This window comes from Lysinibacillus parviboronicapiens, from assembly GCF_003049575.1.
Lineage (GTDB): Bacteria > Bacillota > Bacilli > Bacillales_A > Planococcaceae > Lysinibacillus > Lysinibacillus parviboronicapiens.
Genome location: NZ_PYWI01000021.1, coordinates 28,214 through 44,125 on the forward strand (window position 1 = coordinate 28,214; position 15,912 = coordinate 44,125).

A 15,912-nucleotide genomic window follows, 5' to 3' on the forward strand; every position below is an offset into this window, starting at 1 on the left:
CAATCAGAAGGCTATGTTATATTTATATATGCTGGATTATTTTTTATCTTTAACATCATTAAAGATGCTATTTTTTTTAATTTAGGATTCATTTTCAAGAGATTCAGTTTTAAAAGAATAATTGTTATTAATATTTTAGGGTTGATAGTGATTATTATTTGGTATTTTTGTAATAATATATAGATTTTTACTATTATAGTTTTGTTACCACATAATTTCTTAACCAACATGCCAATACGCGATCATATCAATTCGCCATTGAATACCTCGTCCGATTCTCATAAATATGAATTAAATCTCCAGACTGCTTCTTGGAATTCCCTTAAATACATAGAAAATTGACAACAATTTTCGTAGATCGCTACCACATGCTTGACCATTCATCTTGTAAAATATAAATGGTCAGAATTATATCTAGTTTCAGGTATATATTTAAAGTGTCAAATCTTAAGCGCAAAGAAACATTTGAACGTGTCATTGCACAGTTGCAAAGGGAAATCATGGTATGCGTTGGACAACCTTTCGAGGTCTCAAAAAATTGTCCATGCAGGCGATGCTTACTTTTATTGCCATGAATTTGAAAAAACTCGCTACTTTGACATGGCGAGAAACACAAACAGCGTAATAGTGCTTGTAAGAGACATTGACTTTACTTGACCAATCCTTATTTTGAATGAAAAATTAAAAGGTTTCAGGAATTCCCAGCATTCCGAAACCTTTTGTCTTCAATCTGGAGTCAACCCATAATGATAGGCTTCAGATTGAAGACATGAGCACTGTAAGATATCTCTCGAGTAATTGATAGAGTTGCTAATAAAGGTTAGTTTTGTCTAAAATATGACAAATAGAAATTGAATTCTATTCACTAGCTGATATAATAGAAAATGCTCAGAAAAGCTAGAAAAAAGACTATGTTCGACAGAATTATTGTAAATAAAGGATGGCTGGTTATGGCAAATTTCGTACGAGTGCAGGAAAAGGAAGAAAAAAATCAACGTATAAAAACATACATATCCAAAATGAACGGAGGGGGGCATGCTCCCTCAAGAACAAATTTTGCTGATGCTGCTACAGGTGCGTTTGGTGGCTTAATCTGTATTTTTGTCTTGCTTTGTTTAACAAATTATACAGGAGCACCGTGGTTAATGGCATCTCTTGGTGGCAGCTGTGTTCTTGTCTTTGTTGTATGGAATGCACCATTATCGCAACCACGCAATATTATTGGCGGGCATTTTATATCGGCTGTAATTGGGTTGTCTATGTATTCACTGTTAGGATCGGGTATTGTATCCATTAGCCTCGGTGTGGGTTTAACAATCTTTTGTATGGCACTTTCAGGGGTGATACATCCTCCGGCTGGAGCCAATCCGATTATTATTATTTTAGGGGGCTATGGTTGGAGCTATTTAGTCATGCCTGTACTAATTGGTGCTCTTATTATTGTAATCTTTGGTGTGCTGATAAATAATTTACGAGAAACTCGAAAATATCCGATGTTTTGGTGAAATTTTACCGTATGGAAGCCTAGTATTCGCTAGTAAAAATGATAGCCGATAGCCCGTGTCACTTCCTGTTCGGTGCAGAAAAAAGTGTCTCAGTTGAGTCACTTTTTTTGTAACTATTTTTTTTATTGTACGTCTACTGCTATGAGAATGAGTGTTTCTCGATGTTATTCGGGTATTGTGTATAACTTTTTTGAAGTTGTACATATCACATAGGCAATGAGCTATTTGTGACAATGTGATTGGGCTACCAACTTATGAGCAACTGTCCAACGGACTCATTGCCTTATTTTTATGCTATATGTTATTTTAAAAATTATATTAAGTAGGCCATCTATGAGGTGCATATGCATGCTTTTAGATGGCTTATTGTGTGTTTGAAGAAGTTTGTCGAATTTGAACAAGCGCTTTTGCACTTTTGTTAGGCATATCCATAATTTTTTAGCATATGTTGGATAAGATTTGATATATTGGAGAAAGAGTATTCAAGTTTTTTAGAAGAACGTATTTTTACATGACAGGGGAAGATCTTTGTTGGGAGAATTTGATGGGGGGCTCCGGTTGTATGCTGTTGGATTGTGATGAGCATTTATTCATGACATATAGTCAAAGTGGCGAAAAGGGTGCAGAAAAATTACTTTCAAAATGGGCGGAAATCAGCACACAAAAGGATCCCAAAATATTAGGAATGACGCTGTCACCAAACTTATTTTTGGTCAATGAAGAAGCGGCAATGAATATTGCTTTCTCTACAGCTCGAAAATACTGGGGACGAGTATCCACCGAACTGCAACTTTTTTTTGAGAAGCATGGACTTGATGAAAAATTTGTCCATGACCGACTCAATGCCTTTTTTTATACGCAAAAAGGGAAAGAAACTTTTTTTGAGCAACTTTTCGCACAGCATACGATGGACTTAGAGCGGTTAATCTGGCTTATTTTCGGAAAGCGTTGGCAGGTAACGCTGCCTGTGAATGACTTACAAACAATATTTTTATATAAATTTAAAGATGAGTATTTTGTGCATATGATATATAAAGAAGAAGCTTTATTTTGGCACTGGCTCTTTACTAAAAAAGTTTATTCACTGCTTATCCACAAACCATTAGAACAATTCACATTTATCCACGAAATGATGCGTCATTTTGAACATTCAGCGCAAATAACTTATGCACATGTGAATAACTTTGTGCATAATTACAGAAAAAATCTGGATAAGTGCATAACTTTTGTGGATAACCATAATGCTAGCTGTTTGGCAAAAAAGCAACTTCGTCTTTATCAAATTGTGACGCACTACCGTTTGTCGGCAGGGGATTTTCAATGTGTGAAGGATTTGATTACTTCTTTTGAAGCAGATTGGCGTTATTCAATGTATGCGTTAACTGAAAAAGAGAAAGTACTCATTGCGTACATTCTATTGCATATGGGGCATGGGGAGCAGGATCATGAAACTGTTATTCATTATGGGGAGTACTTACTAGAGGATGAACGACTGAATAATTACGCAATAGAGATTATGCTAGAATATAAAGATTTACTGCCCAACCGAAAGCCAACACCACCGGCGATTATAAAAAATTATGCGCTCAATTATCTAGAAAATATGTATGCTGTATTACTTGATAATTATGTGAAAATGGAGCGCTATAATGAAGGGTTAACGCTTATCAAAGAGAATGTGCTAGCATCTAACAAAAAAATACATGCGGCATTAGTGCAACAAAACTTTAGTAATGAGCAATTTATAGCGATGGAGGCGTCAGTACAACAAGATATTGCTCTACAAGTAAACAATTCGTTGCAACACATTGGTCTATCTGTGGAGGAGTGGCGTCAAAATTACTGTGAGCCAGATGCACCTTATTATTTGGTAGCGCAGAGTTCGTCTTTACACATGGTGAATATATTAAAGGTTTTATTTGTGACTGAACAATATGAGCTATTTGAAAAATTAATGGAAGTATATAAAAAATATTTACTCATTGACGATCATTTTGGGAAGCTTCGAACGTTTATAAGCGCGTATGTGTAATTTTTAAAAAAACAGAGTGTCCAATGCGTCCTATCAAGACGTCCGAGGACACTCTGTTTTTATTCTAAAACACCGTTTTCTTGTAGTGCAGCAATTTCTTCACTACTATAGCCAAGTGCGCTAAGAAGTTCTTCATTATGCGCGCCAAGTTTAGCGCCAACATGTTTGTATACAGGCTGATAACCGTCGAATTTAAAAGCTGAGGCAATTTGTTTTTGCGTTGAGCCGTCGTTTTTTGGAATATCAACAATCATATCACGAGCTTGTAGCTGTGGATGCTTACATGCCTCTGGGAAGGTTAATACTGGTTCCACACAACCTTCGAAATTTTCATTAAAGACCTCAAGCCATTCTTCATAGGTTTTTGATAAAAATGCATCGTGAACTGCCTCTTTAAAACGTATTTGTGTGTAGTACGAATCATTAAACGTGTTATCAATTAGCTCAGGAATATCAAGTGCCTCACAAAGTAGCTTACGAAACTGTGGCTCTAAGCTTCCCACGGAGAAAAAGCGTCCATCCTTTGTTTTGTAGAAATCGTAATAGCTGCCACCGTTTAAAATTTCTTGTTCAGGTTGTGGTACACGTTTTCCGCCTATATAGGCCGAGCCATACATCGCATTGAGTGAAAAGACAGCATCAGTCATACTAATATCGACATACTGCCCCTCCCCTGTTTTTTCACGATGTAATGCAGCAGCAAGTACCCCAATTGCCGCGTGCATTGTGCCCCCTGCGATATCTGCAAGCTGAATGCCCATGGAGACAGGCTTTTTGTCTTTATGACGTGAATAATCGAGTACCCCTGCAAGTGACAGGTAATTATTATCATGCCCAGGCCGATTGCTATAGGGGCCTGTTTGACCATAACCTGTAATGGCACAATAAATTAACTTAGGATTCACTTCTTTTAACGCTTCATAGCCGATGCCAAGACGTTGCATGACTCCAGGGCGAAATCCTTCAATTATCACGTCGTACTCTTGAACAAGAGATTTTACTATTTCTACAGCCTCTGGTGATTTTAAATTCAATGTAAGAGACTTTTTGGAACGGTTTAAATGTTGGTGAATAAAAGCCTCATGATCTTCATCGTATGGAGGCATAATACGTGTTAAATCTACTCGTTTAGAAGATTCAACATGAATGACCTCGGCACCTAGGTCTGCAAATATCATTGTCGCCATTGGCCCTGGTAGTAATGCAGAAAAATCGAGAATTTTTAACCCCTTTAAAATACCCAAATCTCCCAACCCCTTTTTGTGTAGGCTACAAAAGCAAGAAGCCATTGTAGCGCTTTTCTCATTATCCCCATATTGTGAAAAGCGTATTTTACTAAAATCTGTATTAATACAGAATATTATAAATTTATCAGTATTATAACAGATGTGCAATTGACTTGACTATGTTAAATTTCATTATAAAATAATTTGTCAGAAAATTATATGTCAGCATAACAATAAAAGTAAAAAAATTTAGAATATAGATTTTCTGGCAAAATTCAGACAACAAATGTCTATTATTTGAAAATTCAGTCACGCAATAGACACAAAAATCTCTAGGTATAGGGTTGTACATAGAGATTTTTCAGATGTAACGCTCAGCGTAAATCATCGCTTATAGATTTGTGAAAATCGTAAATAGTACCTTTACTCAGAATAGAAATTAATTGTGTAATACGGTGCACCATTATCCTTAAAAGAAACCCCGACAAAAAAATGTGTAAATTCTTTTCTCAAAATATTCCTCCGATGTCCTGTTGAATTCATCAATGCTTCATGGGCAAAGATGCTATTAAACTGACCATAAGCAATATTCTCTCCATACCAGTAGTAGTTTACCTCACCAGCCGCTAGGCGATCATTGGAATGATTACCTAGATGATCCTTATGACTAAAAAAGTCATGTGTAATCATATTACTGCTATGCTGACGAGCAATACGTTTATATTTACTTTCATAAATTAGAGGCTGCAATCCTTCGCATACACGATCATGATTAATGAGTTCAACCATCAAATCTTCAAACCCTGTGCGCAAAATTTCTGAAGGACCATTATAATAACCAGACTTGGTCATTTCAGTTGCAGTGGATACCCAAGTTACAGAACGAACAAGATCACTTTTATGCAAATCATAGAAAAACGTGACATAGTGTTGATCAATTAGGTAAGTTCCATGGGTAGGGCTACCAGATGGATCATGATAAGTAAGCAAATAACTCGTGCGATGACGGTGAATGGCCGTGAGAGGCGAGCCATATTTCTTTTCTACATCCGTACGATTAGCGCCAATTTGAATACCAAAAACTTTATACCTAGGACGTGTTTCATAGCCACCAACCGCTTTACCATGTTGAGTACCAATAAGATGAAATTGAGCGTAATCATCATAATAACGATTCCATACCATGTTGTATTCACTTTGGTATCTTACAAGCGGTTGAGACATGAATGCCAAAGATTGACTATTGTTTCCGGCCATTTTTGAATTTGCGCCTTTTTTCTGAACAAGCGAAGCGTTCGCCCAAAAAGCCATACTAAAGCTGAAAAGCATTGGAGCAGTTTTACGCAACATATATATCAAACCCTCTTTTGTAAAATTACAAATTATAATAGAAATATATCAAAAGTATAGTAGCTTTATAGATATAAAATTACTATATTTTTGCCTGATATACGATAAAAAGATTTTGGTATTTCTCCAACTATATGACTTTGGTTATAGCATCATTCTAAAAACAACACTATTTTGACATATTCTTTTCTACAAAAAACAATGAATTGTGCTTAATTGGGAATATTTTGTGTTTTAATAGAGGAATAGTGAAAAGATTTTCGGAATTTTTATTATGGAAAGATGATCATACATTAAATGAAATACTATAAATAGGGGCATAGAATAGAGATGAAATCAAGACAAATAAAATTGAAGCATTTGATAATGAGTGTGGCGATGGCTGCATTCTTTTTCACGAGTATAGGTAGCATTTGGAGCGGCTATCGTATGAATGTCGATTCCATAAGGGAAAATTCTCTAGAAACAAATCGTGTATATGCGCAAAAGTTAGCGACAACTGCGAGTTCGTATTTAGAGGAATCGTTTCAGATCTTAGGCTATAGTGCTGGTACCATTAAGTCTAAAATGGATGATGAAAATGCTTTAAATGAAGTAACAGAACGCCTAAAAATGCAAAATAATATGTTTAATTCAGTGCTTGTCACCAATGCAGACGGTCTTGTGTTATCGGTTTCTCCACCTTCTGTCGAAGTGAAGGGGGAAGTGTTAACTTCTGTTGGAGCAAAAGAAGCATTATCTAAGCGAAAACCTCTTGTTTCCAAGCCCTATGAGGGGCTAACAGGACGACTGATTATTTTTATTTCGTATCCGATTTTTTCAGAGACGGATGAATACTTAGGGATGGTGGCTGGAACAATTTATTTGAAGGAGCAAAACGTCTTTTATTCCCTCCTTGGAGAGCATTTTTACCATGATGGCTCTTATGTGTATGTAGTGGACGCGGATGGACGTATTATTTATCACCAAAATCCTAGCCGCATTAATGATATCGCGATTGAAAATAAAGTTGTTCAGGCGGTGGTTGCTGGAAACAACGGGTCACAACAGGTTGTTAATACAAAAGGTGTGGAAATGCTTGCAGGTTATAGTGCAGTTCCGTTAGCAGGCTGGGGTGTCGTCTCACAGCGACCATTAAATGTTGCATTAGAACCGTCATTCGATCGGGTACAGGATGTAGGGATAAAAGCGTTACCTCTTATGTTGGTGTCCATCATTATTGTACTTTGGGCAGCAACACGTATTGCACATCCATTGCAACAATTAGCGACATTAACAGAGGAGAGCTTGAATAAGAAAAATGTAGAGGGATTGAAATCTGTTCGCAGCTGGTATTTTGAAGCCTATTATTTGAAAAGTGCGCTGGTTAGAAGCTTGTCGTTTTTACAGGGACAAGTGTCTTACTTTAAGGATCAATCTACTACTGATCCTTTAACAGGTGTAACAAACCGCCGGACAATGGATACTGTACTTGCAAAATGGCAGGAAGAACTGTTACCACATGCAATTATTTTGTTGGATTTAGATCATTTTAAGAGTGTCAATGATACGTATGGTCATGCCGTGGGGGACAAGGTACTACAATATTTAGCGCAAAATATGAAGACCGTTGCACGTGATGGAGATATTTGTTGTCGTTACGGTGGTGAAGAATTCATCATGCTATTGCCTAATACAACAGCTGAGGAAGCGGCACAAGTGGCAGAGCAACTACGTGGAAATTTAGCTAATTCCATAAGTCCTTGTGGCCGCCCAGTAACGTTATCAGCAGGGATTGCTGTGTATCCGCAGATGGCTGATACGATTGAAGGGCTTATCGAGGCTGCAGATGGTGCCTTATATCGAGCAAAACAGGCTGGACGAAATCAAGTTATGGTGGCCCGGACAACACCAAATGCAAAATAATGAAAATAGATAGGCTTACATCTCTAATTATGGGGTACATGATTAATGCGGCGATCATTTGGGCAAGCTATTTTTAGTCATTCACCAGATGACTTCATAACTTCGTTCAAATAATACGTAAACTCGGGACACATCTCTCGATCGACTTGGCAAGACGTAAGGTTATCCCCCTTTCCCTTATGACATTACAAGGACGACTAGATGTATGCCTATATATCGTAAAGGCCAAGAGAGCACCGATGCTTCTTGGCTTTTTATATTGCACAAAAAACTCGTGTAACTCGATTTAGCCATTTTCGGACAGCTATCGGAATATTCTCTTGGTGCAATACAGGCTGATGTATATTTAGATTGAAGGGATTAAAATACGGGAAAAGATAAGTGGTTGGTTAGTGGAACGGTTTGGATTACTGCGGTGTACAGTGTCCAAACTGTTTTTTTATTGGCTAGGAACGACAGCTTTATTAGCTAATGCAAGGTGGTAGAAAATCCACTTACACCTAGGAAAGTATCCTTGCTTTTCCTACTATTATTTTAGAATTATCTATGAAGGTACGCTATCAACCTGTCGATATAAAGGGTATGATGAAAATAATATTGCACGCATCAATCTTTAATCGAAAGGAAGAGTGAGATGGATAAAACAAAAATCCAAAAAGTAAACAAGGCGCTTATTGCGACTGTTTTTGCTACAAGTGGAATTGCAGTTGTGATACCCCCACCGCAAAAGGCAGCGGCTGCTACTTCACCCTTTATAGATATTAACCAGTATTCTAGCCATTATGAAAATATTTTAAAATTATACTCACAGGGTGCTATCAGTGGATTTGCAGATAAAACTTTCCGTCCAAATCAAAATGTAACACGAGGCCAAGCTGCTAAAATGCTGGCGACGGTGTTAAAATTGGATGTAAAAAATGTCGAAGATCCCTACTTTAAAGATGTTCCAAAAAGTAACGAATACTATAAATATGTTGCTGCTCTTCAAAATGCAGGAATTATGTCTGGTTATTCAAATGGAACATTTATGCCAAATGAAGTTGTAACACGAGGGCAATTAGCAAAAATTTTAGTACTTGGCTTTAAATTTGAAGTGGCTTCTAATTACAACCACAGTTTCCAAGACGTCACGAGTCAAACAAGTAACGCAGCCTATATTCAAACTCTAGTAGATTTAAAAGTGACGGAAGGGACAACACCTGTCACATTCTCTCCATTCAATGCGGTAACACGTGGACAAATTGCATCATTTATAGTGCGTTCTCAAGACAAAAAGAGTAATGCCACATCGTACAAGGTTACAGGTGTTGAAGATGACATTATCTACATAAATGCTGAACCATACACAGTACCAGAAAGCCTTGCTCATATTTTTAACGAGTATAATGCAGATGTGCTAAAGGGTGCCCTTATTGAGGGGGACCTCTCAGGTAAAACGCTGTACTCTGTATCCAAGTTAACGTTAAATGCAAGCGGAACGAGTTCAAGATTTTTAGAGCTAGATGGAGAAAATGGATCCTTTGGCGCGACAATCGTTGTCAATGGCAACTATATTGAATTCTCCAATGTAACATTAACAGGCACCATGCTTGTCAATGAAACTGTACGTCCACCTTTACATTTAAATGTTTCTACCTATAAGCCATTAGCCATTGGCCGTGTGGCAAGCAATAATCTGTCATTTATCAACTGGTCTAACCCAGAAAAACCAGAAGAGGATAATTCGACAAATAATAATCCATCAACAGATCTGCAAAATTGGACAAATCAGAACCCTGATAAAGACAAGCCATTTGTCAACTGGTCAAAAGATAAGGTGACGATGAAAAATGTTGAAAAGCACATCGAATTTTACAATAGCTCGGTGTCACGCCTTGTCGTGTCTCAAAGTGGTACGAAGATCGAAACGAATACAAAATTACCGCGTGTAGACATTATCGGCAATGTCCGTGAATTCGAAATTCAAGGTAATATTGGTACACTCAATCTTGATACAGAGACAAAGCTGACAATATACGGAGATAGTAATATCGACTGGATCAATTACAATAGCTTTACAGATTTAGAGCTATACATAGATGGTCGAGTAGGTACGTTATACGTTGATAATGCCTATGGTTGGATTGATATCGGCGACTATACGTATATTGACAAAGTCATTATTCCGAAGGGCGAATCACCAAATAATATATTCGATGATTTCCTAGAAGACAAAGATAACGTAGGAAGTATTACTGACCCAGACGGCAAACCGATCGATAAGGACGATATCGACAATCAAAAACCGTCAGATAAAACGAAACCAATTATTAGCATCTCAGGTGTCAAGGTACTGAACGGCAGTGAGATTCAAGCAGACTTCCACTCCAACGAAGTCGGTACGTACTACTATATTGTCCGTGAAAAAGGCGCTGAAGTACCGACAAAACGAGAAATGGTAAACCGTCATTCTGTTGAGAATGTGGCGAACGGAACAGGTGCAGCAGTAAACGGCACGAATACCATCAAAGTATCTAATTTAGGAGAGAAAAAAGAATATGTCATCTACGTGATGGTAGTTGACGGTGCGAAAAATGCTTCCGACATTGTATCGCAAACATTCCAAATGAAGGATGCTTCGCCGCCGAAAGTGAGTAGTTTAACCGTGTTACCTCTTCATGGTGGTAAACGGGCGGAAATGAAATTCGTAGCAAGTGAGCCAGGAGATTACTATTACTATGTACGTAAGAAAACAACCGCTGCAGATCCGACAACCGCAGATGTCATTGCCAATCCAACAGGAAAAGGTAAGGCAGTTGCAGGTGATTTAGCAATTACGGAAATTCTAACAGGCTTAGAGGCTGAAACAGAATATCAACTTTATGTAGTAATGAAGGACAACTCTGGAAATAACTCAGTAGATCCGATTCCAAAAGAGGCTGTAAAAGAATTCAAGACAGGTGCATTGGATAATATTCATCCGTTTGTGGAAAATACGAAACTCGAACCAGCCGGTAAGGAAAACCAATTCTACGTGTATTTTAACGAAGCATTAGATCCTGAAAGTGCCCGAAATGTAAATAACTATGATTTATCTGGAACAGTCATTGTAAATACAACTGGTCAAAATAAAATTAAGCCTTCTGCAGTGGAATATAAAGAAGGCGATAAAAAAGTATTATTAACAATCCCATCTGGAACAGGGTTTGTCTATGGTGATACATTAAGGGTAACGGTATTACCTAGCGTAAAAGATTTAGCGGATAATGATTTTGAAAATGCAAATACAGTTCAGCCTGGTAAAAATATTCGAAACTATGCGGAATACGTGCATGAAAAACTAGATATGCCAGTTATTTCAATTGAAAATGTTGTTAGCAAACCCGACCAATCTGATAATTTTAAACGTGTAGAAGTTGAATTTAAACCAAACAAGGCTGGTACGTACTATTACATGGTGTTACCGGATATAGTCGTAGACAATGGTGAAACAAAAACCTTTAAGCAATATTTAACAGATAAGGGTATTACAGAGCGCGATTTCGTTAATGAATTTGCGATTGAATCATCATTAAAGTCTGGTTACTTCCAACTTGGCGGGCAGGATATTTATATTGAACGTGGCTCTGGGCCAGCAGATTTAGAGGAAGAAACAAAAAAATTCCCAATTTCTATTTCAAAAGACAAACTTAATCCATTCTTAAGCTATTCTGTTTATATGGTCTTAAAGGATCGTGGTGGGGAAATCTCGAAAATAGCATCAAAAGAAATACTTGGCGATACGAAAGCACCATTAATTAAAGATATAGTAGTGAAACCAAAGGAAAACGATGATACAAAGGCTATGATTAGTTTCAATACCGATGAAACGACAAAACTCCATTATTGGTTTGTACCGAAAAAAAATACAGATGGCACAACAAATGATTCAGCTAATTTAACAATTAACACGCCGGCAGAACGCAAATTCTTAGAGGAAAAACTTAAATCTAGTCCATCTGTGACAAAGAGTGGTAAAGGGACATTCCCATTAACAGAGGCCTCAGGTTTCACAGCAACGCCACATACAGACTACGTTGTCTATTTAGGTGCAGAGGATACTTACGGTAATATCACGGTCTACAAAGCCAATGCAGCAGGAGACAATCATGATGAAACGAATGCAGGTTGGATGAAGCAAGATTTCTACTCAGATGGCACAGCACCGCGTGTAGAAGACCCTATCTTCAAGCGAATCGATGGGAAAACATTTGAGATCACATTCTCTGAAGCAGTTGGTGACCCATCCAGTCCAGGAAGCATCATTGCTAACAACCAACCAATCTTTAATTTAACTAATTTAGATGGGACAACAGCTACCTTACCAAGCTATGCATGGGCATGGGAAGATGGTGCTTCGACACGAGAAACATGGAAGCCACGTAAGATGATTATTACCTTTAATAGTGAAGTGAATCAAAGTTTTGCTTTAACGGTTAATGCGAATATTACCGATAAAGGCAGTGCAGTGATTGCAAATACACAACTACCATTTGCGAATGGTAAACCAACGGCATCTTATATCTATAGAACCCTTACGACGAATATTGAAAGTGCTAAACTTCAAGAACCAATTTCTGTAGATAGAAGTAATAAAATTAATGCAACATTTGACTTTACGTTTGCTGATCCTTCTGTACAACCAGGAGAAGAGGTCAACTTCTACTACAAAGTATACAGTAAGACATATTCACAATCCGACATCGATAAAGTAAAACCAATTGAGGTCATTGATCCAAACACTTCAGGCGCATTAACAAGCCTCAGTGATGGTAAAGGCAAAACACCACTTACAAATGGTCGAACAGTGCAGCCTATTACAAATAATATATTCCCATTCATTGAGGGAGATTATATTGTCATCGTTATAGTTGATAAATATGGAAATAAGCATCTTGTGCAGGATAAGATATCGAAATAATACCCATTCCTTTTTGGGTATAGTGGATTATAGTATATAAAGATTTAACTAGGAAATCGAAAAGGCTATAAGTCGCTAATAATAAACTAAACCCTATAAAGTAGACAATATAACAAGACATTCATCTCATTACGGACAGAGCCCGAATAGTGGACACTTAAAGTGGACTATTCGGGTTTTTTGATTTTCTTCAAGATTAAATCTCGTTATACTCACCATACAGTTTAAGAACGGCGTAATGTACATGAGTAAATACTATTTTATGATATCAACTTAGACCACTAGAATTTAATTTTTATGCAAAAGTTTGTTGTGATAAACCTTATTGCTCGTTGGTCAAAGAGGCAGAAGTACAGCGACATATTCGATCGTGGGGAATAAACCGCTTACTTATCATGAGTAAATGTCGCAACTAGTAAAATGGTCGTTTTTTCGATGGTATGCTCCCATTAAAGGAACGTTTCCCTATTATTGCTGATATTGTTGGTAAAAAAGCAGAAGGAAAGCAACAACTGAAGCAGTATGAAGAAGATGCAGAAGCTTCGTATAAATGGTACAGTGGCTGAAGGCGAAACTGCTGTGGTACTTCAATATTTTTGGAATAAAATATGTATGTGATGAAAACAGGTGGGGTAGCTGATTTATTGTATCAACCTGAAGGTTTTGCTATGGATGAAAAGGTACAAGCGTTACAGCCGAACAGTGGGCCGTATATTCACATTTCTGAAGAATCCATGCATGATACGCTTGTTGGTAATTAATTATTTGTATTACTTTCTGCGGATAAAGAAGCTCAAAAAGCTTTTGAAGAATTACAACAAGCCCTTGTGGAACTCTTTGCCTGCCGTAAAAAACAATCAAGTATATTATATAGAGGATAAATGGAATTATGATGATATGACAACGAGTGAAATGTTGTTGGAGGAATTGCCGAATATGTTAGCGAAATAGCGTTAGTCCTACGCTATTTCCAACATTTTAATGCCATCAAAAGTAACAGGTATTCAGGATTAAACCCAGATTGTTTCGTGCTATATACTTTGAGCGAGGTTAACAGTCGACAATATTTTGAAGTGTAAAAACCCAAGTGGAGTCACCGCCACTTGGGTTTTGTCCTGCATTAGGAATTTAGAAATCGAGGAAGCCTGCTAAGCATTGCAGGGAGCACACTAACATGTTCTTCTTCAGCAAATTTTACATAGTTCGTGTGAATGTCACTGGCCGCTAGACCCTTCATTCGCTCAAAAACCTGCTCGGCTCCATCCAGCATATCCGGTAGCTCTTCCGCGCCGATCGTTAACAGAAGGTTGAGTGGATACTCACCTTTCCATGTTTCCTTAAACATGTCTAATTCCTTTAGTATTTCATTTTCTCCCCACCAAACAGAGGGGCTACCGGCTACATAATGGGTAAATAAGTGAGGTCTTGCAAACAGTGCATGCAATGTGAAAAGCCCGCCTAGTGAATGACCAACAATAGCTTGCTTTCCAGCATTAATTGGCCATTCCTTGGCAATTGCAGGCTTTAGTTCCTGCTCAATAAAGTCTAGAAAGTCATCAGCATGGCCACTAGTTGGCCATGGTTTGCCTATAGAACGGGATGGTAGGCTAGCTTCATTTACTGGCATTGTAAAATCACGACATCGTCGATCCATATCAAATGGTTCACGCGAAGGATAGCCGATACCAATCACTACTATCGGATCAAAGCCTTTAGGTTTTCTTGTTTGTAGTTTTACTGCTTCGGCAAGCGTTTGAAAAAGGGCATCCCCGTCTAAGGCATAGATAACTGCATAGCCATTGGGAGGGGGTTCATCCATTGGAGCCGCGACCAAAATTCTGTAGTCAAGTTTCCTACGGGATGTCATTTGCAGTTCAAAATAGCTCTCTTGTCTATAAGGTAGTCCAGTCATGTTACTCATGGCGCTAGGAACTCCAATACGTCTTCTATCACTTCGCCTTGAGCTTGAATTCCGCCATTCAGCCAGTAATCACCTGAAGTTTCAAAAACTTGATTGTTTTTGACGGCAGCTGTACTTTGCCAAATGCTACTTTCCTTTAATTCTGTTAAGTATTCATCGCCTAGATTTCCGTCATTAATAAGGAAAATATAATCTGCGTCCAATTCAGGTAATATTTCCAACGATACTTCAAAGGCGCCGCTTTTCACTAAGTTGCTTTGTTCAAATCCTAATTCATGTGTTAGCACATAGCCTCCAAAATAGTCATCATTCATAAAAAACATACCTTTTGCATTAAATCGCATTAAAGCTACTTTCTTCCCTTCCACAGCAGTCAGCTTTTTCTTCGCAGCATCAACCTTTTCCCGATAACGTTGTAGAGCTTGTTCTGCCTTTTTTGGTTCATTGACTAGTTGGCCCAAAATTTTAATAGAATTGTTTAAATCACTAGGTGCGTTTTTGAACACGTAGGTCGGGGCAATTTTTGCATATTTGTCATATACACCTTTCTCGGCATAATTGGCGTTGTGCAAAATAATTAAATCGGGCTGATAAGCCAGAATTGCTTCTGCAGATGGGGGGCCACTTGCAAAGCTAATCTCTGGAACATCATTTAGCTGATTTTGTAAATAGAGTTGCGGCTTAACACCGTTCGACCATTGCACAATCGGCTTAACTCCTATAGCAAGCAAGGAGTCCTCCATCACAGGTGCAAAAATTTTAGTTGGTTTAGTCGTGAGTGTTATCTCGTTGCCAAGCTCGTCTGTTACCGTCAGTGGATAGATGTTTTTTTCCTCGGCATTGTTAACCGTTGATGCTTCCATTGCGTTGGCTGATGTATCTTCCTGATCTACTGTTTTAGAGTTGCAGGCAGTGAGCATTACGAGTGTAATTAACAGGGTTGTTAGAATGCAGAAAGCCCTAAAAATCGAACTGTATTTATTGCTAAGAATTTGGTGCATATAAAATTAAAATCTCCCTTCACTGATAATGAT

10 protein-coding genes and 1 pseudogene are annotated in these 15,912 nt (G+C 37.9%); 7 read left to right on the forward strand and 4 right to left on the reverse strand.

What is annotated here, in order from left to right:
- Positions 1-449: 449 nt before the first annotated feature.
- The 3 genes and pseudogenes from C9J35_RS16615 to C9J35_RS16625 form a co-directional block, all read left to right on the forward strand.
- Positions 450-625 (forward strand): annotated as a pseudogene (locus C9J35_RS16615) (transposase); the annotation flags it as partial.
- 325 nt (positions 626-950) lie between these two features.
- A complete protein-coding gene (locus C9J35_RS16620; RefSeq protein ID WP_107925357.1) occupies positions 951-1,505 on the forward strand; it encodes an HPP family protein in 555 nt (184 codons plus the stop codon).
- A 562-nt stretch (positions 1,506-2,067) separates the two neighbouring features.
- Complete coding sequence (locus tag C9J35_RS16625; RefSeq protein ID WP_107925358.1) at positions 2,068-3,537, forward strand: hypothetical protein; 1,470 nt, start codon at positions 2,068-2,070, stop codon at positions 3,535-3,537.
- Between the two features lie 59 nt (positions 3,538-3,596).
- On the opposite strand, the gene C9J35_RS16630 is transcribed toward C9J35_RS16625, so the two are convergent.
- A complete protein-coding gene (locus tag C9J35_RS16630) occupies positions 3,597-4,781 on the reverse strand; it encodes a CaiB/BaiF CoA transferase family protein (protein WP_107925359.1) in 1,185 nt (394 codons plus the stop codon).
- A gap of 405 nt (positions 4,782-5,186) precedes the next feature.
- Positions 5,187-6,113: a CAP domain-containing protein gene (locus tag C9J35_RS16635; protein WP_107925360.1), complete on the reverse strand. Its 927-nt coding sequence runs from the start codon at positions 6,111-6,113 to the stop codon at positions 5,187-5,189.
- Between the two features lie 330 nt (positions 6,114-6,443).
- Between C9J35_RS16635 and C9J35_RS16640 the strand changes: the two genes are divergently transcribed.
- The 4 genes from C9J35_RS16640 (at position 6,444) to C9J35_RS23720 (ending at position 13,718) form a co-directional block, all read left to right on the forward strand.
- Entirely contained in the window at positions 6,444-8,018 is a 1,575-nt protein-coding gene (locus C9J35_RS16640) for a sensor domain-containing diguanylate cyclase (protein ID WP_107925361.1), read from the forward strand.
- A 634-nt stretch (positions 8,019-8,652) separates the two neighbouring features.
- Positions 8,653-12,957, forward strand: coding sequence for an S-layer homology domain-containing protein (locus C9J35_RS16645; RefSeq protein ID WP_107925362.1), 4,305 nt, complete (start codon positions 8,653-8,655; stop codon positions 12,955-12,957).
- Positions 12,958-13,397: 440 nt separating this feature from the next.
- Positions 13,398-13,523: a hypothetical protein gene (locus C9J35_RS24590; protein ID WP_268807933.1), complete on the forward strand. Its 126-nt coding sequence runs from the start codon at positions 13,398-13,400 to the stop codon at positions 13,521-13,523.
- A gap of 42 nt (positions 13,524-13,565) precedes the next feature.
- Entirely contained in the window at positions 13,566-13,718 is a 153-nt protein-coding gene (locus tag C9J35_RS23720) for a hypothetical protein (protein WP_167395993.1), read from the forward strand.
- A 359-nt stretch (positions 13,719-14,077) separates the two neighbouring features.
- On the opposite strand, the gene C9J35_RS16650 is transcribed toward C9J35_RS23720, so the two are convergent.
- Together C9J35_RS16650 and C9J35_RS16655 are read right to left on the reverse strand one after the other, a co-directional pair.
- On the reverse strand, positions 14,078-14,878 hold the full coding sequence (locus C9J35_RS16650; protein ID WP_054768212.1) for an alpha/beta hydrolase: 801 nt from the start codon (positions 14,876-14,878) through the stop codon (positions 14,078-14,080).
- Entirely contained in the window at positions 14,875-15,879 is a 1,005-nt protein-coding gene (locus C9J35_RS16655) for an ABC transporter substrate-binding protein (RefSeq protein ID WP_107925363.1), read from the reverse strand. Before C9J35_RS16655 ends, C9J35_RS16650 begins: the two co-directional genes overlap by 4 nt.
- Between the last annotated feature and the right edge of the window lie 33 nt (positions 15,880-15,912).